At 56.5% G+C, this 19,876-nt stretch carries 25 protein-coding genes and 1 pseudogene; 16 read left to right on the top strand and 10 right to left on the bottom strand.

All coding sequences use genetic code 11. The features are described 5' to 3' along the window. Positions 1 to 84: 84 nt before the first annotated feature. Complete coding sequence (locus tag ACUW6V_RS15785; protein ID WP_319704161.1) at positions 85 to 672, bottom strand: TetR/AcrR family transcriptional regulator; 588 nt, start codon at positions 670 to 672, stop codon at positions 85 to 87. A gap of 142 nt (positions 673 to 814) precedes the next feature. Between ACUW6V_RS15785 and ACUW6V_RS15780 the strand changes: the two genes are divergently transcribed. Next, complete coding sequence (locus tag ACUW6V_RS15780; RefSeq protein ID WP_454038587.1) at positions 815 to 1,219, top strand: RidA family protein; 405 nt, start codon at positions 815 to 817, stop codon at positions 1,217 to 1,219. Between the two features lie 46 nt (positions 1,220 to 1,265). On the opposite strand, the gene gap is transcribed toward ACUW6V_RS15780, so the two are convergent. From gap to ACUW6V_RS15765, 3 genes are all read right to left on the bottom strand, one after another. Then, the gene (gene gap, locus ACUW6V_RS15775) at positions 1,266 to 2,276 is read right to left on the bottom strand and encodes a type I glyceraldehyde-3-phosphate dehydrogenase (protein WP_014729506.1); all 1,011 of its coding nucleotides are present in this window, start codon (positions 2,274 to 2,276) and stop codon (positions 1,266 to 1,268) included. 78 nt (positions 2,277 to 2,354) lie between these two features. Next, a complete protein-coding gene (locus tag ACUW6V_RS15770) occupies positions 2,355 to 3,335 on the bottom strand; it encodes a GlxA family transcriptional regulator (RefSeq protein ID WP_454038586.1) in 981 nt (326 codons plus the stop codon). Positions 3,336 to 3,566: 231 nt separating this feature from the next. Beyond that, a complete protein-coding gene (locus ACUW6V_RS15765; RefSeq protein ID WP_004386323.1) occupies positions 3,567 to 3,863 on the bottom strand; it encodes a hypothetical protein in 297 nt (98 codons plus the stop codon). 111 nt (positions 3,864 to 3,974) lie between these two features. Between ACUW6V_RS15765 and ACUW6V_RS15760 the strand changes: the two genes are divergently transcribed. Further along, positions 3,975 to 4,169: a hypothetical protein gene (locus ACUW6V_RS15760; RefSeq protein ID WP_097648846.1), complete on the top strand. Its 195-nt coding sequence runs from the start codon at positions 3,975 to 3,977 to the stop codon at positions 4,167 to 4,169. Positions 4,170 to 4,219: 50 nt separating this feature from the next. Here the strand turns inward: ACUW6V_RS15760 and ACUW6V_RS15755 are convergent, their stop codons facing one another. Together ACUW6V_RS15755 and ACUW6V_RS15750 are read right to left on the bottom strand one after the other, a co-directional pair. Further along, on the bottom strand, positions 4,220 to 4,666 hold the full coding sequence (locus ACUW6V_RS15755; RefSeq protein WP_454038585.1) for a DUF943 family protein: 447 nt from the start codon (positions 4,664 to 4,666) through the stop codon (positions 4,220 to 4,222). Further along, complete coding sequence (locus tag ACUW6V_RS15750) at positions 4,659 to 5,462, bottom strand: DUF3289 family protein (RefSeq protein ID WP_454038584.1); 804 nt, start codon at positions 5,460 to 5,462, stop codon at positions 4,659 to 4,661. The genes ACUW6V_RS15755 and ACUW6V_RS15750 overlap by 8 nt, the downstream gene beginning before the upstream one ends. A gap of 546 nt (positions 5,463 to 6,008) precedes the next feature. On the opposite strand from ACUW6V_RS15750, the gene ACUW6V_RS15745 reads away from it, so the two are divergent. From ACUW6V_RS15745 to ACUW6V_RS15710, 8 genes and pseudogenes are all read left to right on the top strand, one after another. Further along, the gene (locus ACUW6V_RS15745) at positions 6,009 to 7,067 is read left to right on the top strand and encodes a dipeptidase (protein WP_454038583.1); all 1,059 of its coding nucleotides are present in this window, start codon (positions 6,009 to 6,011) and stop codon (positions 7,065 to 7,067) included. Between the two features lie 111 nt (positions 7,068 to 7,178). Then, positions 7,179 to 7,256 carry a pyrroloquinoline quinone precursor peptide PqqA gene (pqqA, locus tag ACUW6V_RS15740; RefSeq protein WP_004387125.1) on the top strand — a complete coding sequence of 26 codons (78 nt, stop codon included), beginning with the start codon at positions 7,179 to 7,181 and terminating at the stop codon, positions 7,254 to 7,256. 57 nt (positions 7,257 to 7,313) lie between these two features. After that, on the top strand, positions 7,314 to 8,222 hold the full coding sequence (gene pqqB / locus ACUW6V_RS15735) for a pyrroloquinoline quinone biosynthesis protein PqqB (protein WP_088275988.1): 909 nt from the start codon (positions 7,314 to 7,316) through the stop codon (positions 8,220 to 8,222). An 8-nt stretch (positions 8,223 to 8,230) separates the two neighbouring features. Beyond that, positions 8,231 to 8,986: a pyrroloquinoline-quinone synthase PqqC gene (gene pqqC, locus ACUW6V_RS15730; protein WP_007781046.1), complete on the top strand. Its 756-nt coding sequence runs from the start codon at positions 8,231 to 8,233 to the stop codon at positions 8,984 to 8,986. Further along, complete coding sequence (pqqD, locus tag ACUW6V_RS15725) at positions 8,986 to 9,264, top strand: pyrroloquinoline quinone biosynthesis peptide chaperone PqqD (protein ID WP_004387128.1); 279 nt, start codon at positions 8,986 to 8,988, stop codon at positions 9,262 to 9,264. Before pqqC ends, pqqD begins: the two co-directional genes overlap by 1 nt. Continuing rightward, entirely contained in the window at positions 9,257 to 10,393 is a 1,137-nt protein-coding gene (gene pqqE / locus ACUW6V_RS15720; RefSeq protein ID WP_454038582.1) for a pyrroloquinoline quinone biosynthesis protein PqqE, read from the top strand. Before pqqD ends, pqqE begins: the two co-directional genes overlap by 8 nt. Then, positions 10,390 to 12,534: a pyrroloquinoline quinone biosynthesis protein PqqF gene (gene pqqF, locus ACUW6V_RS15715; RefSeq protein WP_454038581.1), complete on the top strand. Its 2,145-nt coding sequence runs from the start codon at positions 10,390 to 10,392 to the stop codon at positions 12,532 to 12,534. The genes pqqE and pqqF overlap by 4 nt, the downstream gene beginning before the upstream one ends. Before the next feature lie 3 nt (positions 12,535 to 12,537). Then, positions 12,538 to 12,711 (top strand): annotated as a pseudogene (locus tag ACUW6V_RS15710) (DUF3828 domain-containing protein); the annotation flags it as partial. Positions 12,712 to 12,744: 33 nt separating this feature from the next. Here ACUW6V_RS15710 and ACUW6V_RS15705 read toward each other — a convergent pair. Next, complete coding sequence (locus ACUW6V_RS15705; protein WP_097564234.1) at positions 12,745 to 14,340, bottom strand: ABC transporter substrate-binding protein; 1,596 nt, start codon at positions 14,338 to 14,340, stop codon at positions 12,745 to 12,747. Between the two features lie 117 nt (positions 14,341 to 14,457). Between ACUW6V_RS15705 and pepT the strand changes: the two genes are divergently transcribed. Beyond that, the gene (gene pepT / locus ACUW6V_RS15700) at positions 14,458 to 15,687 is read left to right on the top strand and encodes a peptidase T (RefSeq protein WP_454038580.1); all 1,230 of its coding nucleotides are present in this window, start codon (positions 14,458 to 14,460) and stop codon (positions 15,685 to 15,687) included. Positions 15,688 to 15,696: 9 nt separating this feature from the next. Here pepT and ACUW6V_RS15695 read toward each other — a convergent pair whose 3' ends face one another. The 3 genes from ACUW6V_RS15695 to ACUW6V_RS15685 all read right to left on the bottom strand — a co-directional run bounded on the left by ACUW6V_RS15695 (position 15,697) and on the right by ACUW6V_RS15685 (position 16,629). Beyond that, the gene (locus ACUW6V_RS15695; protein ID WP_454038579.1) at positions 15,697 to 15,978 is read right to left on the bottom strand and encodes a hypothetical protein; all 282 of its coding nucleotides are present in this window, start codon (positions 15,976 to 15,978) and stop codon (positions 15,697 to 15,699) included. Between the two features lie 102 nt (positions 15,979 to 16,080). Next, positions 16,081 to 16,455, bottom strand: a complete 375-nt coding sequence (locus ACUW6V_RS15690) for a putative T6SS immunity periplasmic lipoprotein (protein WP_454038578.1) — start codon at positions 16,453 to 16,455, stop codon at positions 16,081 to 16,083. Positions 16,456 to 16,542: 87 nt separating this feature from the next. After that, positions 16,543 to 16,629, bottom strand: coding sequence for a DUF1493 family protein (locus ACUW6V_RS15685; protein ID WP_225805812.1), 87 nt, complete (start codon positions 16,627 to 16,629; stop codon positions 16,543 to 16,545). A gap of 241 nt (positions 16,630 to 16,870) precedes the next feature. Between ACUW6V_RS15685 and ACUW6V_RS15680 the strand changes: the two genes are divergently transcribed. From ACUW6V_RS15680 to ACUW6V_RS15660, 5 genes are all read left to right on the top strand, one after another. Next, a complete protein-coding gene (locus ACUW6V_RS15680; RefSeq protein ID WP_454038577.1) occupies positions 16,871 to 17,809 on the top strand; it encodes a peptidoglycan-binding protein in 939 nt (312 codons plus the stop codon). Next, positions 17,806 to 18,249: a lysozyme inhibitor LprI family protein gene (locus tag ACUW6V_RS15675; RefSeq protein WP_012125586.1), complete on the top strand. Its 444-nt coding sequence runs from the start codon at positions 17,806 to 17,808 to the stop codon at positions 18,247 to 18,249. Before ACUW6V_RS15680 ends, ACUW6V_RS15675 begins: the two co-directional genes overlap by 4 nt. 43 nt (positions 18,250 to 18,292) lie before the next feature. Beyond that, on the top strand, positions 18,293 to 18,754 hold the full coding sequence (locus ACUW6V_RS15670) for a lysozyme inhibitor LprI family protein (protein WP_105622922.1): 462 nt from the start codon (positions 18,293 to 18,295) through the stop codon (positions 18,752 to 18,754). A gap of 66 nt (positions 18,755 to 18,820) precedes the next feature. Further along, positions 18,821 to 19,264 carry a lysozyme inhibitor LprI family protein gene (locus ACUW6V_RS15665; RefSeq protein ID WP_105622923.1) on the top strand — a complete coding sequence of 148 codons (444 nt, stop codon included), beginning with the start codon at positions 18,821 to 18,823 and terminating at the stop codon, positions 19,262 to 19,264. Positions 19,265 to 19,406: 142 nt separating this feature from the next. After that, positions 19,407 to 19,850: a lysozyme inhibitor LprI family protein gene (locus tag ACUW6V_RS15660; protein ID WP_105596372.1), complete on the top strand. Its 444-nt coding sequence runs from the start codon at positions 19,407 to 19,409 to the stop codon at positions 19,848 to 19,850. Positions 19,851 to 19,876: the final 26 nt, after the last annotated feature.

Here is a 19,876-nt window from a genome sequence, read left to right as displayed (position 1 = left end):
GCGATCCATCCATTCTTTCGGTTTCGCTGACAAAAAAGGATGGCGCCAGGCCATCCTTTTTCTTTCAGGGAAAACGCCGGCCACTCAGGCTCGAAGACCGCCCGCCAGCAGCGTAAACACCTCGATCATTTTCGGCAGCGCTTCTTCGGGCTCCGGGCTTGCGGCCACCCACAGCGCGGCATTGAGCGCCGCGCCGTTCAGCAGCCGCGCGGCGGCGTCGGCATCCACCGGTTTGATTATCCCGCTCGCCATCATGCTGATAACGGTCTCGCGCGTGGCGTCGAGGCAGCTATTCTGGCTCGGCCACTGCGCCGGATCGCCGAGAAACGCCGGGCCATCCAGCAGCACGATGCGCCGCACCTCTTCATCCAGCGCCATCTGAATATAGGCGACGCCTTCGGCGATCAGCGTTTCCCAGGGGTCTTCGACGCCTGCGGCGGCCGCTTTCGCGCGCTGCGCCATCTCGCCGTCCACCTGGGCGACCACGGCGGCGAGCAGCCCTTTTTTATCGCCGAAATTATGATACAGCGCGCCGCGCGTCAGCCCGACGCTGGCGGTGAGTTCATCCATTGAAGCCGCCGCAAACCCTTTCTCAGCAAACGCCTTTCGCGCCGCCGCGATGAGCTTCGCGCGGTTTTCTTCCATGGTATCGATGCGCCGTCTTGCGGCCATAAAATCTCCTTTTCACATACGCGACGTATTTCAATTGACATACGCAGCGTATGTGCAATGATTGTTCACATACGCCGCGTATATTAAATCAATTCCCGGCAAGGCGCACCCGGCTTCTTGCCCAACATTAACAGGACACTCTATGACTTCTCGCGAACCTATCTTCCCCGCTAACCGTCATGCGTTGTATGAAGAACACGGCTATTCCGCCGCCATTCGCAGCGGCGATCTGCTGTTTGTTTCAGGCCAGGTGGGCAGCCGCGCCGACGGCACGCCGGAGCCCGATTTCGACGCGCAGGTGCGGCTTGCGTTTGAGAACCTGCGCGCAACGCTCGCCGCCGCCGGTTGTACCTTTGACGATCTGGTGGATGTCACCACGTTTCATACCGATCCCGAGCGCCAGTTCCCGGCCATTATGGCGGTTAAACAGGCTCTTTTCCCGGCGCCGCCGTACCCGAACTGGACCGCGGTCGGCGTCAACTGGCTGGCGGGTTTTGATTTTGAAATTAAGGTGATTGCCCGTATCCCGGACGGGCCGCGCGCATAATAAAAAAGGATGGCTCAGGGCCATCCTTTTTATCAGCCACTGCGCGTTACAGGCCGCGGCGCGCCATTAACAGCGCCAGATCCACCAGCCGGTTTGAGAAGCCCCATTCGTTATCATACCAGGCGAGGATTTTGACCATGTTGCCGCCAATCACCAGCGTCGAGAGGCCGTCGATAATGGACGAGCGCGGGTCGCCGCGGTAATCGCTGGAGACCAGCGGTTCATCGCTGTAGCCGAGAATGCCTTTCAGCGGCCCTTCCTGGGACGCCTTCAGGAACGCGGCGTTGACCTCTTCCACGGTGACATCGCGGGCCAGCGTGACGGTGAGATCGACAATCGACACCACCGGCACCGGTACGCGCAGCGAGTAGCCGGTCATGCGGCCATCGAGTTCAGGGATCACTTTACCGATCGCCTTCGCCGCCCCGCTGGAATACGGCACGATGGAGAGCGCCGCCGCACGCGCGCCGCGCAGATCTTTCTCCGGCTGGTCGTGAAGCGCCTGGCTGTTGGTGTAGGCGTGGGTAGTGTTCATCAGGCCGTGCTGAATGCCGAACTGCTGATGCAGCACCTGGGCTGCGGGCGCGAGACCGTTGGTGGTGCAGCTGCCGTTGCTGACGACGTGATGCAGCGCCGGATCGTACTGCTCATGGTTAACGCCCATCACGATGGTCAGGTCGTCGTTTTTCGCCGGGGCCGAAATGATTACGCGTTTCGCGCCGCCTTTGGTGATATGCGCTTCGGCCTGGGCTTTATCGGTAAAGAAGCCGGTGGCTTCGATAACAATTTCCACGCCCACGCTGCTCCACGGAATATTGCCGGGGTCGCGCTCGGAGAAGACGCGGATGGCGCGCCCGTCGAGCTTCAGCTCGCCCTCGCCCGCTTCTACGGTCGCCGGCAGCGTGCCGAGCAGGGAGTCATGTTTCAGCAGATGCGCCAGGGTTTTGCTGTCGGTGAGATCGTTAATCGCTACCACCTGAAACGCCTCATTGCCCAGCGCAGCGCGTAGTACGTTGCGGCCGATACGGCCAAATCCGTTAATGCCTACTTTAACCATGATGAAGCTCCTCTGTTAACGTTCTGTAGAGAGTGTGTAACAGAGAGCCAATGGCGTAAATGACGAGATTAGATCACTTTACGCCATCATGCGCACGCAGAAGCGTTCGCGGTAGTCGGACGGCGTGAGATGCAGATTGCGCTCAAAGACGCGGCGCAGGTTGATACCGTTGCCGAAACCGCACTGCGTCGCGACCTGCTCAATGCTTTCGCTCCCCTGCTCCAGGCGCTGGCGGGCGGCGTCAAGGCGCGCCTCTTCCACATAACGGGCGGGCGACACGCCGGTTTCGCGCGTAAAGACACGGGTGAAATTGCGTGGGCTCATCGCCACGTGTTCCGCCAGCCGCTCAACGCTGAGATCCTGCGCCAGGTTCTCAAGGATCCAGCCCTGGAGATCGCGGATCGGGCCTGGCGTTTTCGCCTGAGTCAGCAGATAGCGGCTGAACTGCGACTGGCCGCCGGGGCGACGCAGATACATCACCAGCTCCTGCGCGACGTTACGCGCCAGCTCAAAACCGCCGTCTTCTTCCAGCAGCGCCAGCGTCAGATCAAACCCGGAGGTTACGCCTGCCGACGTCCAGATATCGCCGTCCTGCACGTAAATCGGCCCGCGCTCTACCGTCACTACCGGGAAACGCGCGGCGAGCGTATCAAGCAGCCGCCAGTGGGTGGTGGCGCGCCGCCCGTCCAGCAGACCGGCCTGCGCGAGCAGCAGCGCCCCGCCGCACACCGAGACCACGCGCCGGGCATACGGTGCCGCCTGTGACAGCCACTGCGCCACCTGGTCGCCCTCCTCTTCCGTCAGCCCGCGGCCCGTCACCATGATGGTGTCAAAGGGCGTGTGTGGCGCGAGATCGCACAAGCGGTGCTCCGCCAGCAGCTTAAAGCCGGAGGCACCGTGGATGACGTGGTGCGGCTGGGTGGTGGCAAGCGTCACCTGATAATGCGGCTCAGGGGCATCCGCAGACCGCAACTGGTTGGCCCGGGTGAAGATATCGGCGATGCCGGTCGCTTCCAGCAGCATGCCCCCTTCCGGGGCGATAATCAGAATAGTTTTCATGTCCTGAAAAATACGCTTTATACAAATTAAGTCAACACAGGCGCTTAAGCGTATGGCGGTTTCAGAGCGTGTGATGGCGTGCTCAGCCCGGCATTGAGCACAGGTAACGCTTTGTGGAATAAGTAAAATCGCAATAAATAAAAAGGAGGCGGGTTTTAGTGAGAGGGGAAACAGAGCGCGCTGGTGTATTTACTAATGGAAATTCCCGCCGCTGGCGCAGCGGGGCTGACGTTACTGCCGCGATTGCCAGTCGCGCTCGCAGTGTTCTTTCGCTTCGGCCAGGAGATCGCGCAGCTCCGGCGCGCCGTCGCTGTAACCGTAATCCATCGTGCTGCTGGCGGCCTGCTGCTCCTGCTGCGCGGCAAAACGGATCTCATCCTGCTGCGGCTGCCATTCACCGTTATCGTCACGCACTAACCGCGTGGCGTATTGCGGCTGCTTGTCATCCTCGCCGTAGATTTCATATTTACACTCAGGCGCGTTTTCCGGCCCAAATTCCAGGGTATCGATCAGATGCGGCTGTGCCATCGTGCCTCCTTCAACAGGTTAAAAATAAAGGGTAGTACAGGGAAGCGAAATGTGCCGGAGCCGTGTAAAATAACCGAAGCGCGGAATAAGAGATAAATAAGGGAAATCGTCATGCTGAAAAAAGGTATTTTCTTTTTCATTGAGCCGTATTTACCTTACGTCGCCCTTTTCTTCATTGTGCTCGGTAGTGTTATTTTTCATTATGTTGTTCCCGAGCACGCGGGCGCATTAACGTTTATGTGGCTGATGCATGTGCTGTACTGGTTTGTGAAATATGTGCCCTCTTATATCAGGTTTAAAAAATAAACCGTACACAGATAAAGCCTCTGCGCCACTAACGCGCAGAGGCTCAACATTTAATGAGTTTCAAGTAGCGTGAGTTTACCATCAGGGGTTTGTCTGTAGAGTTTACCATTTAGACCAAAAAACACTTTACTACTATAATCCCCTCCAACCCTCATCACGACATCATTATAAATACAATTTTCATCACTTTTAATATCATCGAAACAATTATAATCGTCTATAGTGCCATCGTTACTGCCTGTCGGTGCCGCGACATACCCTCCGAAATACATGATGGTGATTGTAAAGTCTTCGGGGTTATCGATTAAATGATATTTTTCTTGCAGGTTATCTTTGTTTTTATTCCACCAGTCAATCTTACCCCGCTCTGTGAGCGGCGGATGATTAATATATACTTTACCATCAGCCACCCTAATTATTTCTGTTGGCGCAAAAAAATCCCAGCAAAACCATGCAACACATATTAACAACAAAGCAAAAAGAATTCTCTTAAGCATTATATTCACCTGCAATGGTTATTTTAGCTTCAAAATTTGTAAAGAATGGTTTAAATCCGAATTTATTGAACCTCTGCAAGACAAACCAGATTCTAAAGAAAGTGAAGGCATTAAATTGTACTTTACTGATATCATCAGTATCAAGCCCAAAATGATCCTGACCTTTAAAACGAATAACAGCAATGTATTTTTTATTATTCAGAACCAGCGAGTCAATAGAAATTTGTGTACTATTAACATCATGTATGGAAATTCCCAAACCGTTAATGCATGACTGCCAACCAACAAATTTAGGCAAGTGCACACTCGTAAAAGGTTTTGTAAAATGATCTTTCGTTAACACATACTTATCAAAATTATGTCTATCAAGAATATATTTGATAGTACCTACTGCACTTGTATTACTTTTATCCTGGGTTATAACTTTTCTATATGCTTCATTCATCTGTAAATCATAATAACCCGCACCATCTTTATAATGCATATGATCAATTAACCTGGCGATAAGGCCTTTATATGTGCCGACAAAAGAGAAAGCTTTGGACTGCGTTTTCATATCATTAAAAAGCATTTCTATCACTCTCTCTTTCGTATAAGGCGCAAGGCGGCGCAGCGCCGGGTGATCATAGGGAGAGCGATAGGTACAATAATCAATAAAGGGTGACACCTGATACAGTTTAAAACGATCCTTAAGCGTTTTCTCATCCAGATCGCCACACTTCATATCATCAGCGTTGCGATCGTTAAAAGGTTTTTGGCTTGTAAAAACAGTTAACGGCTGCGCGAGTCCACTCATTGAATCACATCCTTATATATCCATTGGGTGAAATATCATTATACGCTTTTATTAAGCGGCTCAAACCATTTTCGTTGAAACATGACGAACCGCAAAAAAATTATCTTCTGCAAAATCCCCAATGATATATTTCTTTTTTATAATAGACTGCCGTTATGAATGCCTTCAATTCGCCTCAGTATAAAGCCATGCATTATTCCTCCCTTCAGCCATAAAACAAAAGAAAACCAATAAAGATAGTGGGATCATTTGCATTACCACTGCCAAGATCATTCATTTAGGTCATAAAGTGCTAATTATCATTGGCAATTAATATATTAACCTCTCAGGACAACCCGAAGCGGCAACACTGAATACCGCATAGATGATGATATTTACTTACAAACCTCAGACGAAAAGATGCAGCATATCCGCGAAAGGCCTACGTCGCTTACAGGCTTTGAAATAAAAACAATCTTCCCCTCTCCTCAAACCGCACCCACGTTTAAGCAGTCGCCCCTCACCCATGCCACAATAAGTTAACCGTTTTTTTACTTCGGAGCGCCGATGCACGCCCTTCACTCTTCTTTCCCGCCCGTGTTTGACGGCCATAACGATCTGCTGCTGCGCCTGTGGCTGCGCGCGGAGGCCGAGCCTGTCGGGGCGGTGTTCAGCGGCCTGGAAGGCGGCCATCTGGACTATCCGCGCATGCGCCAGGGCGGCTTTGCCGGCGGGCTGTTCGCGGTGTTTGTGCCGCCGCCGGAGTATGTCGCGCAGATGCGCAATCTGCCGCTGGCGGATGCCGAAACGATGCACGATCCGCTCGCCATCACGCAGGCGCAGATTGGGCTGTTTCACGCGATGGCCCAGGCCTCCGGTGGGAAAATGCGCGTCTGCCGGACGGTGGCGGATATCGAGCAGTGCATGGCGGATGACGTGGTGGCGCTGGTGCTGCATATCGAGGGCGCGCAGGCGATCGACGCGCAACTGAAACCGCTCGACGCCCTGCTCGCCCAGGGAGTGCGCAGCATCGGGCCGTTCTGGAACACGCCGAACATTTTTGGCGAAGGGGTCTGCGGGCCGTTTCCTGGCTCGCCCGATACCGGCGCCGGGTTAACGCCTGCGGGTAAAGCGCTCATCCGCGCGTGTCGCGAGCGCCATGTGCTGGTGGATGTCTCGCATATGAATCAGAAGGCGTTTTTCGATACCGCGGCCATCGGCGGCGGGCCGCTGGTGGCGACCCACTCCAACGCGCACGCGCTCTGCGCGCAGCCGCGCAACCTTACCGATGAGCAACTCGCGGCCATTAAGGCGAGCGACGGTCTGGTCGGCGTGAACTTCGGCACCGCCTTTCTGCGCGCCGACGGACAGCGCAACGGCGATACGCCCTTATCCGAAATTGTTACGCACGTTGAGTATCTGATTACTAAACTGGGTGAAGACCGCGTGGCGTTCGGATCGGATTTCGACGGCATCAGCCTGCCGGATGCGATGAGCGATGTCACCGGTTTACCGCGTCTGATGCAGGCGCTGGCAGCGGCAGGGTTCGACGCGCCGCTGCTGGAAAAGCTCGCCTGGCGCAACTGGTTGCGCGTGCTCAGGCTCGCCTGGGGAGAATCGCAATAAATGGATAAGCATTTAAGTTGCGATCTCGATCACATTTACGCAACATAAGCGCGCCGGTAATCGGTTTCACCAGGGTGGTAAAAAATCACCCGTTAGATGAGGAATAAAACTATGACCAAGTGGACTAAACCTGCGTTTGTTGACCTGCGCCTGGGTCTGGAAGTGACCCTGTACATTTCCAACCGTTAATCGCCTGTGCCCGCGGCTTCGCGGGCACCTTTTCTCTTTTCCTTTCCGGTTCTGCACATGCAAATCAAAGTTCTCGGCTCGGCGGCGGGCGGCGGTTTCCCTCAGTGGAATTGCAACTGCGCCAATTGCCAGGGCGTGCGTAACGGCACGATGAAAACGTCCGCGCGTACCCAGTCTTCCATCGCCGTCAGCGATGACGGGAAAAACTGGGTGCTGTGCAACGTCTCGCCCGACATTTGCCACCAGCTTCTCGCCTCACCCGAATTGCATAATCCCGGGGTGCTGCGCGGCACCGGCATCGGCGCGATTATTCTCACCGACAGCCAGATAGATCACAGCGCGGGATTACTCAATTTACGTGAAGGCTGCCCGCACCACGTCTGGTGCACGCCGGAAGTGCATGACGATCTCTGCACCGGTTTTCCGGTCTTCCCGATGCTCTCCCACTGGAACGGCGGGCTGATTCATCACCCGATTGCGCCGCTGTCGCGCTTTCAGGTGCGGGTCTGCCCTGGCGTGCATTTCACCGCCATTCCGCTGCTGAGCAACGCGCCGCCCTACTCGCCGTACCGCGACCGCCCGCTACCGGGCCATAACGTCGCGCTGTTTATCGAAGAAGAAGGCGGCAAAAGCCTGCTCTACGCGCCGGGCCTCGGCGAGCCGGACGACGCCATTCTGCCGTGGCTTGAGCGCGCCGACGTGTTGCTGATTGACGGCACGCTGTGGCGCGACAACGAGCTTGCCGCCACCGGCGTTGGCCATAACACCGGCAAAGCGATGGGCCATCTGGCGCTGTCGGAAGAACAGGGTCTGGCGGCCTTACTGGCGCGCCTGCCCGCCGAGCGCAAAATTCTCATTCATATCAACAATACCAACCCGATCCTCAACGAGGAGTCCCCGGAGCGCCAGTCCCTGCACCAGCTGGGCATTGAGGTGAGCCACGACGGGATGGTAATCGCGCTATAAGAGGCTTTATGACCGAGCAACGACTGCTGACGCCCGACGAATTCGAAGCGGCGCTGCGCGCGAAAGGCGCGTTCTATCACATTCACCACCCTTATCACATCGCCATGCATAACGGCGAGGCGACCCGCGAGCAGATCCAGGGCTGGGTGGCGAACCGGTTTTATTACCAGACCAGCATTCCCATCAAGGACGCCGCCATTATGGCGAACTGTCCGCACCCGGAAGTGCGCCGCCAGTGGGTGCAGCGCATTCTCGACCACGACGGCTATGACGGCAGCGAAGGCGGTATTGAAGCCTGGCTGCGTCTTGGCGAGGCGGTCGGGCTGTCGCGCGAGTCGCTGCTCTCTGAAGAGCGCGTGCTACCGGGCGTGCGCTTCGCGGTGGACGCCTATGTCAACTTCGCCCGCCGCGCCTGCTGGGAAGAGGCCGCGTGCAGTTCGCTGACCGAGCTGTTCGCCCCGCAGATCCACCAGGCGCGCCTCGACAGCTGGCCGCAGCACTACACCTGGATTGAAGCGGAAGGCTATGACTACTTCCGCAGCCGCTTAAGCCAGGCGCGCCGCGACGTCGAGCACGGGCTTTCGCTCGCACTCGAATACTGCAACACGATGGAGCGCCAGCAGCGAATGCTGGAAATTCTGCAGTTTAAGCTCGACATCCTCTGGAGCATGCTCGACGCCATGACCATGGCCTATACGCTGGACAGAGCCCCTTATCACACCGTCACCCGCGAGGCGGTGTGGCACAAACGGAGACTGGTCTGATGCAGCCTGAACGCCATCATATTCCGCAATTTCGCCGCGGCTACCGCCTGCAATGGGAAGAGGCGCAGAACACGCATGTGATCCTCTACCCGGAAGGCATGGCGAAGCTGAACGAGAGCGCCGCCGCCATTCTGCAACTGGTGGACGGCCAGCAGACCGCGGGCGCGATAATCGACACGCTGGAAGCGCGCTTCCCGGAAGCCGCCCCGCTGACCGACGACGTGCTGGGCTTTCTGGGCCTCGCGTATCAACAAAAATGGGTGATTTTCCGTGAGTGACGCGAAACCCGTAAACCCGCCGCTGTGGCTGCTGGCGGAGCTGACCTACCGCTGCCCGCTGCAATGCCCGTATTGCTCAAACCCGCTCGATTTCGCAGCCCAGGAGAATGAGCTGACGACGGCGCAGTGGATTGATGTGTTTCGCCAGGCGCGCGCCATGGGCGCGGTGCAGCTCGGGTTTTCCGGCGGCGAGCCGCTGGTGCGTAAAGATCTGCCGGAGCTTATCGCCGCCGCGCGCGGCATGGGCTTTTACACCAATCTGATCACGTCCGGCATCGGGCTTACCGAGAAAAAACTCCAGACCTTCGCCGACGCCGGGCTGGATCATATCCAGATAAGCTTCCAGGCGAGCGACGAGACGCTGAACGCGGCGCTGGCGGGCAATGAAAAAGCGTTCCACCAGAAGCTCGCGATGGCGAAAGCCGTAAAAGCGCTCGGCTACCCGATGGTGCTGAACTTCGTGCTGCACCGCCACAACATCGACCAGATCGACCGCATTATCGAGCTCGCCATCCAGCTGGACGCGGACGACGTGGAACTCGCCACCTGCCAGTTTTACGGCTGGGCGCACCTGAACCGCGAAGGGCTGCTGCCGACCCGCGAGCAGATCGCGCGCGCCGAGGAGGTGGTGAAACACTACCGCGAGAAAATGGCCGACACCGGTAATCTCGCTAACCTGCTGTTTGTGACGCCGGATTATTACGAAGAGCGCCCGAAAGGCTGCATGGGCGGCTGGGGCGCGATTTTCCTCTCCGTCACGCCGGAGGGCACCGCGCTGCCGTGTCACAGCGCGCGTCAGCTGCCGGTGAAATTCCCGTCGGTGCTGGAGCAGACGCTGTCGCATATCTGGTATGAATCGTTCGGCTTTAACCGTTACCGCGGCAACGACTGGATGCCGGAGCCGTGCCGCTCCTGTCCGGAAAAAGAGCAGGATTTCGGCGGCTGCCGCTGCCAGGCGTTTATGCTGACCGGCGACGCGGCCAACGCCGACCCGGTATGCAGTAAATCGCCGCATCATGGCACGATCCTCGCCGCGCGCGAGGCGGCCAATAGCACGCAGATGGGCATTGGCGATCTACGGTTTCGCAACCGCGCCAACTCACAGCTGATTTTCAAAACGCCGCAATGATCCGAACGCGCAGGCTTGAGAGCGGTATCACGATCACGCTTATCCACCAGCCGCAGGCCACGCAGGCCGCGGCCCTGTGGCGCGTGAACGCGGGCAGCCTGCACGAACCGGATGACTGGCCGGGGCTCGCGCATCTGCTGGAGCATATGCTGTTTCGCGAAAGCGAGGGCTACCAGGATGACGAGCGCCTGATGCGCTGGGTGCCGGATCAGGGCGGGCGGCTTAACGCCTCCACCCGGCTGTGCCAGACCGCGTTTTTCTTTGAAGTGCCTGCGCAGGCGCTCGCGCCCGGGCTTTCGCGCCTGACCGATATGCTCGCCACGCCCCGCTTTACGCCAGCGGCGTTGATGCAGGAGGCGCAGGTGATCGACGCCGAATACCGGCTGCTGGCGCAGGACGCCGCCACCCGGCGCGAGGCGGCGCTGCTGGCGTTAATGGCGGGCGATGCACGTCTCACGCGGCTGCGCATCGGCAATAAGGCGGCCTTCGGCGAAGATCCGGCGCGGCTGCGCGCGGCACTGACAGCCTTTCATGAGCGGCACTACCACGCCGGGAACCTGCACCTGTGGCTCTGCGGCCCGCAACCGCTGGAGACGCTGGAGGCGCTTGCCTGCGAGGCCGCCGCGCGTATCCGGCCGGGGGTGGCAGCACCGCTCGCGATCGACGCCCATACGGGCGCATCGGGCGCGCTGGCGCAACCGGGCTTTGCGCAACTGGAACTGAGCTTTTTGCTGCCTGCTGACGTGCGCCCGGCCCTGCGCCTGCTGGAGCAGTGCCTGCGCAGCGAAGCGCCCGGCGGGCTAATGGCCGCGCTGCGCGCGCAGACGCTTGCCGATGACGCCACGCTTGAAGCCGATGCGCTCGATGACGACACGCTCTGGCTGCGGTTTTCTTTCGCGCTCGCCAGTGACGCCGTGAACCCGGCGCACGTGGAGGCTCTGTTGCGCCAGTGGATAGCGGCGCTTGCCGCGCTGCCGGAGGACGCGCTTTCGCCGCTGCTGCGCCTCGCTGAAGAAGACGTTAATGCGCTCGCGCCGATGGACCACCTGCGCGCCCGCGCGTTCGGCCTGCCGCCGGTGGAAGGCAATGCGCTGCGCCCGCTGCTGGCGGCACTCCTGGCCCAGCGCCCGACGCGCCTGTGGCTTTCCCCCAATGTGAACGGTACACCGGTAGCGACCCAGGGGCTGACGCTCATCACAGGCGATTTCCCGTATGCGCCGGGTGACGCACCGCCTGTAACGCCATTTACGCCCGCGCCGCATTTTCCACCGCCGCTTTCCGTGGCGCTGCCGGGCGACAGCGCGCCGCTGGCATGGCAGCCTGACGCGGAACGCATCACGCTGACGCTTGAGCCCGCGCCGGGCACGCGGGTCAGCGATCGTCGCGGCATGGAGCTGCTCGCGCGCCTGCGTCCGCTGTGCGACCGGGCGCGCCTGAGCGGCGGCGTGCTGCGCACAGGCCTTGTTGAAGGGCGCTGGCGCATCACGCTTTGTGGCGATGAGGCGCTGCTGATGATGCTGGCGACCGAGATGATGACATACCTCTGGGAACCGGATGATCGCTACGGCGCCGAAGCCGAACGGCTGGCGGCGCGCGCGCAGGCGCAGGAAGATCAGGCCATTGCGGTACGCCGGTTGCTGGCGCAGCTTCCCCGCGAGCTGCTGAAGGCGGCAGGCGACACCAGCGCGCAGGCGTGGCAGGCCACGCTTGAGGGCGGCGGCCCGCTGCTGCGCGACGCGCTCGCGCGCCGCTTAACCGATTTCCCCTTTCCGCTCGTCACCCCGAAGCCGCCGCGCCCGCTGCCCGCGCCACACCGTTTTACCCTGCCCGCGAACGGTGCCGACAGCGCCCTGCTCCTTTTCATGCCGCTTGTGGCCTCGCAGCGCGAGGCCGCCACCACGCTTCACGCGCCGTTTTTCCAGCATATGCGGGTGGAGAATAATATCGGTTACGTGGCGCAGTGCCAGTGGCACACCTGCGCAGGCTACGAAGGGCTGCTGGCGCTGTTGCAGTCGCCGCATCTGTCACCCGATGCGCTGTTAAATGAAACCACCGCGTTTTTCGAACGCCAGGGTGAGGCGTGGCGCGCCGTTACACAAAAAGCGTGGGTGGGCTGTGTGACGGGGGAAGGCGGGGAGTGATAAATCGCCGCCGTCGCCAGCGATGTCGATGCGGCTTGCGAGCAGGTCTATATCGCGTTTGGTGAAAAACAGGATCACATGGTGATTGATTGCATGGTCAAAGAAGGGAATGCCTGGAAAGTGCAGTCGGTGGCGAATGTGGCGTTTTCGCGTAATCTCCCCCGCCCGTCGCCGTGATAAAACCGCCTCCGCAGAGGCGGTTTCGCAGGCTTATTTCTTAAGATCCACCTGATAAAAAATATGTTTGCCGAACGGATCGACTTCATAACCGGTGACGTTTTTGCGTACCGGCTCGAAGATCGTCGAATGGGCGATCATCACGGCGGGCATTTGATCGTGCATCATCTGCTGCGCCTCACGATAGAGCGCTTCACGCTTCGGCCGATCGCTGGTGGCTTTCGCCTCGCTGATGAGCTTATCGAACGGCGCATAGCACCACTTCGCGGAGTTCGAGCCGCCGTTGGCGGACTGGCAGGTAAAGAGCGGGCCAAAGAAGTTATCCGGATCGCCGGTCGCGGTCGTCCAGCCCATCAGCGCCGCCTGGTGCTCGCCGCCTTTCACGCGTTTTAAATATTCGCCCCACTCATAGGTGACGATATGCGCCTTCACGCCAATTTTCGCCCAGTCGGCCTGGATCATCTCCGCCATGCGTTTGGCGTTCGGGTTATAGGGCCGCTGCACCGGCATCGCCCAGAGATCGATGCTGAAGCCATCCGGCATCCCCGCCGCTTTCAGCAGCGCTTTGGCCTGCTCCGGCGCGTAGTCGTAATCTTTAAGCCCCTGATCCGCGCTCCAGACGCCCGGCGGCAGGAGGTTTTTCGCGGCCGTGCCGGTGCCCTGGAAAACGGCGTCGATAATCGCGGGCTTGTTGATGGCCATCGCCAGCGCCTGGCGCACTTTGACGTTATCGAGCGGCGGTTTCTGGGTGTTGAACGCAAGGAAGCCGGTATTCAGCCCCGATTTGCTCATCAGCGTGAGATCCGGGTTTTGCTTCATGCGCGGCAGATCCGCCGGGTTGGGGAACGGCATCACCTGGCACTCGTTTTTCTCAAGTTTGGCGTAGCGCACCGAGGCGTCTGGGGTGATGCTGAACACCAGCCGGTCGAGCTTCGCTTTGCCCTGCCAGTACTGGTCAAACGCCGTAAACAGGATGCGTGAATCTTTCTGGTACTGCGCGAGCTTAAACGGCCCGGTGCCGATCGGGTCCATGTCCACGCGCTCCGGCGTGCCGGCTTTCAGCATCGCGTCGGCATATTCCGCCGACAGGATAGACGCGAAATACCAGCCGAGATCCGCCACGAACGGCGCCTCCGGGTGAGCCAGCGTAAAGCGCACAGTGTAGTCATCCACTTTATCGATAGCCGTGATGAGCTTGCCGAACTCCAGGCTTTCAAAGTTGGAGTAGTTGCCGTTCGAGACGTTGTGATACGGGTGTTTCGGATCCTTCTGGCGCATAAACGAGAAGATGACGTCGTCGGCGTTGAAATCGCGCGTCGGCTTGAAATATTTGTTGCTCTGGAATTTCACGCCCTTGCGCAGATGGAAGGTGTACGTTTTACCGTCGTCGCTGACCTCCCAGCGCTCCGCCAGGCTCGGCACGAGTTCGGTGGTGCCGGTTTTAAAATCCACCAGACGGTTGTAGACCGGCACGGCGCTGGCATCGACGCTGGTGCCGGAGGTATACAACTGCGGGTTGAAGTTCTCCGGCGAGCCCTCAGAGCAATACACCAGCGTGCTCGCGCCTGCCGCGGCGCTGGTAGTGAGGGCGGCGAGCGCCAGCGCGTGAATCGTGTGCTTGCTAATCATCGTAATTCCTTTATGTTTTTTATTTCGTGCCAAAGGAGCCTGACTCTTCGTCACTTCATCAATAACATTAAAATCACAACGCAAACACCTGATAACACAAATAAAGAAGGATCCACCATGCCATCACCGCTCGGCAGTCAATTAACCCGCCGCTTTTTTCGCTACCTGGCAATCACCAGCCAGAGTGATGCGTCCGCCACCACGCTGCCCAGCACGCCGGGCCAGCATGAGATGGCCCGCGCCCTCGCCGATGAGCTGCAAACACTGGGTCTCACGCAGATTGTTATTGATGAACACGCGACCGTCACCGCCGTGAAAAAGGGCACGGTGCCGGGCGCGCCGCGCATCGGTTTTATCACGCATATCGACACTGTGGACGTCGGATTGTCACCGGAGATTCATCCACAGATCCTGACGTTTACCGGTGAAGATCTCTGCCTGAACGCCAGAGAAGATATCTGGCTGCGCGTGGCGGAGCACCCGGAGATAACCGCTTACCCGAACGAAGAGATTATTTTCAGCGACGGCACCAGCGTTCTCGGCGCGGATAACAAAGCGGCAGTGACGGTGGTGATGACGCTGCTGGAGAACCTGACGCCCGAGATGCGCCACGGCGATATCGTGGTGGCGTTTGTGCCGGATGAAGAGATTGGCCTGCGCGGCGCGAAGGCGCTGGATCTCGCGCGCTTTGATGTGGATTTCGCTTATACCATCGACTGCTGCGAGCTGGGCGAAGTGGTCTATGAGAACTTCAACGCGGCGCAGGCGGAGATCCGCTTTACCGGCGTGACGGCGCACCCGATGGCCTCGAAAGGCGTGCTGGTGAACCCGCTGCTGATGGCGACCGATTTTATCAGCCACTTCGACCGCCAGGAGACACCGGAGCACACCGCCGGGCGCGAAGGCTATGTGTGGTTTAACGGAATGCAGGCGAGCCAGAACAGCGCGACGCTGAACGCCAGCATTCGCGATTTCGACCTTAAGGCCTTTGAGCGCCGTAAACAGCAGCTGCATGACGTAGCGGAAAAAATCGCCGCCGCGCACCCGACCGCGAAAGTGGAAATCGCCATCAGCGACGTTTACAGCAATATCAGCAACGCGATTGGCGACGACCGCCGCCCGATTGACCTGATTTACCAGGCGCTGGAGGCGCTCGACATTGCGCCGAAAACCATTCCGATGCGCGGCGGCACCGACGGCGCGGCGCTCTCCGCCAAAGGCCTGTTAACGCCGAATTTCTTTACCGGCGCGCATAACTTCCATTCGCGCTTTGAGTTTCTGCCGGTGAAATCGTTTGAGGCGTCGTATAACGTGGCGCTGAAGATCTGTTTGCTCGCGGCGGGGTAATCTCGGGACTTAAGATGACGCAGGCCTGACCCGGTTCACGCCGCGGTTGCCTGCTTCATATCCCAAAAACGTGCCGTTTAACGCATCAATATAAAACCGCACCGGTGTAGAAAAGATAAAATCCACCCACGAGCCGGTTTCTGCCATACCGTCGTCGAGCGTCGAAACGATAAAACAGGGCGTTTCATCAAGCCGGCCTTTCGTTACCGTCAGGTTTTTCTCATTCCAGCTTAAGCGATACTGTTTCGCACAGGCTTTTGCGATGCGCAAGGCTTCGTATTTACTGATCACTGTTGCAGGCCATCCAAAACTTAATGGGTTTTATACTATGCCAGGCCGCTGCGGTTTGCCGTCACGTTGTTTCAACGTGTCATATAGCGCCTGCATGTTCGATTATTCCTGAATGACAGTTAGCCCTTGCCGCGTTGTAAATGTTGATTCGTACTGACGCGCCTCTTTCGCGTTGATAACGGTCGCAATCAGCACCGAGTAAGATTTTCCTGCAACGAAGTGAAACCCTTTAACGGGTAAACACTCCCCGGCGGAAACCCAAACCGGGTGAGCAACGTCATAATGAAGAATAGTGCTGGAGGGCCTGGCGCCTTCCATGATTTCCATCCAGTCGAGCCTTTCGCCCTGTTGTGCTGGCACGCGGATGCAGATATTTCCCCTGACCGCTGTCACGCTGGCCGTATGCCTCGGCGGCAACGTGACACAGCCTGCCAGCATAAAGAACAATACCGATATACACAGGCCTCTTCGGATCATGAGCGCTTTCTTCCGTAAATGATTTTTCTGACCGGCACCACATACAAAGGCCGGAAGACTCCGGCCTTATCAGTTGCAGCCCGTTTATTACTCATAAAGCCAGTGGCCCGCCTTTGCGGACTCAGCAAGCATACGCAGCGTTAATGGCGCTGGCGCAACGCGCTTTACGCGCATTGAGGCGGGAAGCAGAGGCTTCATAATATTTATTAAATCAATATTCCCAGCCAACTGAAAATATAAAAAGCATTCATAAAATGTATGAACGATTCTATTAACAGCATCGATTAATAGCGTTAGCATTGAATGCTGAGCGGTATAGTACCCTTTTAAAGAATGACAGGAATCATATTTCTGTTCACTCCCGCTGCCTACCATCCCGGGAATAACTAATTGTCAGGCAGGCAGGGAGAAAAATATGCCAAAACGTCATTATCCTAATCCGAGGGTATTCAGACTCACAGGTTCGGCTGGCTTCTGCGGAACGAATAATCCGGATGAAGTTAAAACACTGCAAAAACTCATCGCCGATGCGGGTTACAGTCAAACGACGGGGCGATACATTACCGTAAATGGACGCTGTGATTTGCAAACGCAGGAGGCCATTTACTGGTATCAGCGCTTACTGAATATGAAACCATCCGGGCTGATCCATCCGGTTGATTACTGGTTTATGCACGCCCTGCATGAAGCCACGACGCCCCGCTGGCGGCCACGGCATGTCGCAGGGCCCCTTATTGTCCGGCAAGGCCAGACGACGTTTGACAGTGAAGGCGTGGATTACATCACCGCCGTTGCGCCTTTCAGACAACCGAAACATCTGCTGCAATTTTCGAGGATACTCCACCATCCCAGGTTTGAGTCTGGTGTAACGCTTGGGCGGGGGTTTGATATGAAGAAGCGCAGCGCCGGCGAAATAATCGCTACGCTGCGACACGCAGATATTGAGGAATATAAGGCTGTCATTTGCTCTAAAGCCGCTTATCTGACCGGACGGGAAGCGGAGATGTTTGTTCAATTTTATGGGCCTCTGGTAGGCGAGATTACTCATCAGCAACAAATTCGGTTATTTGAAATCGCGTATAAGGAAAAGGTCATATATGCTAAGGGGGTTTATGACCGACATGCCCGTCATTTAAATATACCGAATGCGTTACCCTGGAGCCGCATTGATACCGTGATTAGAGATACATTTATCGACACCATTTTTCAGGGTAATGTTACCGCAAATGAGATGGTGGCAATTATAGCGAAAGGCGGTAGCAGGAATGAAATTATTACTTATCTTCGAAATGACGTAAGCTCAAGACGCGACGCGCAAAGAACACAAATAAGAATAAGGAATCTGCAAAAATGAAGAGGATCATGGCAATAATCCCGTTGTTAATGATAGCTACCGCTTCGCTGGCGGCAGATGAAAAAGACATTACTTCTGATAACGCCGTCGACCAGTGCTTAGATAAGTATTACGAGTTCAGCAGCGAGTGTCTGGAAGATCTCAACGATAAAACCGAAGCAGAACTCAAAAAGGCGTATGAGACGAAGCTTAAATCGCTGGAGCGTGTTGATTACACCAAATGGTGGATGGGCGATGAAGATCGTAAAAAAAGGATGATTGAGGCCTTTCGCAAAAGCCAGCGTGACTGGCTGACCTACCGGGACGGTTACTGCGACGTAGCGACTACCGCAGCCCAGGGTACTCACTTTCTCGGTGCGGCGTCGGTAGGCTGTAACATCAATATGAACAAACGGCGCATCAAAGAGATACAGTTGACAGTGGTTGAGATGAAACGGTGAAGAATTATGCCGGAACGCTAACCCAACGGAGCCTGATAAAGAGATGAAGTTAATAACGGCACTTCTCATCGCGGTGCCTTTTATTCCCGCTGCCGCACAGGCCGTTTCTTTTCAGTTTGATAAAGAACTCGCTCCCTGCTTTTCTCTGCCGGAATATGCAGAAGACGGAAAAAGGCAGTCAGAATGCAAAGCGCAGGCGAGAGAACGTTCGGATGAGGCGCTCAGTAAAACCATAGAACGGCTCTATAAAACGATTGATAACAATTATGACGTTCCCTTCAAATTAAACGATTTTGGGGGCGTGACGATGAGCGCCGTCTTCCGGGAAAGGTTTGCACGCTCACAGGCGCTCTGGCTGCAATCCAGAGAGGCATTCTGTGCGGCGCGCGCTTCTCTTGTCGGGGAATGGGCACCCACGCAGTACGACCTTGAAAGTCAGTGTGTTATCGACATGAATCATGCACGGCAGCATGAGATTGAAAGTCTGTACGGGCTAAGCCCCTGATAATTATGCCCTCTACAGACTGCATGTAACGAGGGAATAAAGGATAAAAGTAAAGGAATTACCGCAATGAAAAAAATTGTCTTCCTCTTTTCCACGCTTTTGCTCAGCCACACGTTAATGGCTGCCGATCAGAAAGACATTACCGCAGATAACGCCGTTGACCAGTGCCTGGATAAGTATTACGAATTCAGCAGCGAGTGTCTGGAAGATCTCAACGATAAAACCGAAGCCGAACTCAAAAAGGCGTATGAGACGAAGCTTAAATCGCTGGAGCGTGTTGATTACACCAAATGGTGGATGGGCGATGAAGATCGTAAAAAAAGGATGATTGAGGCCTTTCGCAAAAGCCAGCGTGACTGGCTGACCTACCGGGACAGTTACTGCGAGGTAGCGACTATCGGCGAGCAGGAAACGCATTTTATTGGCGCGGCGTGGACAGGCTGTAACATCAATATGAACAGACAGCGTATTAAAGAAATACAGTTGACAGTGGTTGAGACGACACGGTGAAGAATCCTGGCTACCCTTGCTAACGCGTCTGGCAGGGTGACAAATTTTTATTATAAAGAGACGTCGGTTAAAGGCGGCTACGCGCAGTAGAATGGCGGTATTCAGAGTTCAGGTTCAAGAAAAAAGTAAGGGATTTACTGCAATGAAAAAAATCGTTTTTATCATTTCTGTGATACTGGTCAGCCACACTTCGCTGGCGGTTGAGACAGCAAACGTAACGAGAAATGACGAAGTAAAAGCCTGCGAAGATCAATATGGCGACGAGAACAGCGAATGCTTAGGCGACATTGATGAAAAATCCACCGGAGCGCTCAATAAGGCTTATGCGGATAAGCTTAAAGAGATGGAGAACTTTGATTACACTAAATGGTGGATGGGCGATGAAGACCGCAAAAAACGGATGATTGAATTATTCAAAAGAAGCCAGGCCGAATGGCTCAAATATCGTGATGATTATTGCGGCGTTGCAGTGGCAGAAGCAGCGAGCACGCACTACCTGGGGAATGCCGCAACGGCCTGTAATATCAATATGAACAGGCAGCGTATAAAAGAAATACAGATGCTTCACATAACGAGCCTGGAATAGAAGGTGTTTTAATCCCTTTCTGATTA

The sequence above is a fragment of the Cronobacter sp. 153480017-3 genome (genome assembly GCF_053627815.1).
This window is presented reverse-complemented; position numbering and strand designations above follow the sequence as displayed.

Coding starts and splice junctions, on each gene's coding strand:
- ACUW6V_RS15755 (WP_454038585.1), bottom strand. CDS start 4,666: ATGCTTAAGAGAATTCTTTTTGCTTTGTTGTTAATATGTGTTGCATGG.
- pqqC (WP_007781046.1), top strand. CDS start 8,231: ATGACCGAGCAACGACTGCTGACGCCCGACGAATTCGAAGCGGCGCTG.
- ACUW6V_RS15765 (WP_004386323.1), bottom strand. CDS start 3,863: ATGGCACAGCCGCATCTGATCGATACCCTGGAATTTGGGCCGGAAAAC.
- ACUW6V_RS15785 (WP_319704161.1), bottom strand. CDS start 672: ATGGCCGCAAGACGGCGCATCGATACCATGGAAGAAAACCGCGCGAAG.
- ACUW6V_RS15675 (WP_012125586.1), top strand. CDS start 17,806: ATGAAGAGGATCATGGCAATAATCCCGTTGTTAATGATAGCTACCGCT.
- ACUW6V_RS15685 (WP_225805812.1), bottom strand. CDS start 16,629: ATGCGCGTAAAGCGCGTTGCGCCAGCGCCATTAACGCTGCGTATGCTT.
- ACUW6V_RS15760 (WP_097648846.1), top strand. CDS start 3,975: ATGCTGAAAAAAGGTATTTTCTTTTTCATTGAGCCGTATTTACCTTAC.
- pqqD (WP_004387128.1), top strand. CDS start 8,986: ATGCAGCCTGAACGCCATCATATTCCGCAATTTCGCCGCGGCTACCGC.
- ACUW6V_RS15770 (WP_454038586.1), bottom strand. CDS start 3,335: ATGAAAACTATTCTGATTATCGCCCCGGAAGGGGGCATGCTGCTGGAA.
- ACUW6V_RS15690 (WP_454038578.1), bottom strand. CDS start 16,455: ATGATCCGAAGAGGCCTGTGTATATCGGTATTGTTCTTTATGCTGGCA.
- ACUW6V_RS15750 (WP_454038584.1), bottom strand. CDS start 5,462: ATGAGTGGACTCGCGCAGCCGTTAACTGTTTTTACAAGCCAAAAACCT.
- ACUW6V_RS15665 (WP_105622923.1), top strand. CDS start 18,821: ATGAAAAAAATTGTCTTCCTCTTTTCCACGCTTTTGCTCAGCCACACG.
- ACUW6V_RS15670 (WP_105622922.1), top strand. CDS start 18,293: ATGAAGTTAATAACGGCACTTCTCATCGCGGTGCCTTTTATTCCCGCT.
- ACUW6V_RS15660 (WP_105596372.1), top strand. CDS start 19,407: ATGAAAAAAATCGTTTTTATCATTTCTGTGATACTGGTCAGCCACACT.
- gap (WP_014729506.1), bottom strand. CDS start 2,276: ATGGTTAAAGTAGGCATTAACGGATTTGGCCGTATCGGCCGCAACGTA.
- ACUW6V_RS15780 (WP_454038587.1), top strand. CDS start 815: ATGACTTCTCGCGAACCTATCTTCCCCGCTAACCGTCATGCGTTGTAT.
- pqqA (WP_004387125.1), top strand. CDS start 7,179: ATGACCAAGTGGACTAAACCTGCGTTTGTTGACCTGCGCCTGGGTCTG.
- pepT (WP_454038580.1), top strand. CDS start 14,458: ATGCCATCACCGCTCGGCAGTCAATTAACCCGCCGCTTTTTTCGCTAC.
- ACUW6V_RS15680 (WP_454038577.1), top strand. CDS start 16,871: ATGCCAAAACGTCATTATCCTAATCCGAGGGTATTCAGACTCACAGGT.
- ACUW6V_RS15705 (WP_097564234.1), bottom strand. CDS start 14,340: ATGATTAGCAAGCACACGATTCACGCGCTGGCGCTCGCCGCCCTCACT.
- pqqB (WP_088275988.1), top strand. CDS start 7,314: ATGCAAATCAAAGTTCTCGGCTCGGCGGCGGGCGGCGGTTTCCCTCAG.
- pqqF (WP_454038581.1), top strand. CDS start 10,390: ATGATCCGAACGCGCAGGCTTGAGAGCGGTATCACGATCACGCTTATC.
- ACUW6V_RS15745 (WP_454038583.1), top strand. CDS start 6,009: ATGCACGCCCTTCACTCTTCTTTCCCGCCCGTGTTTGACGGCCATAAC.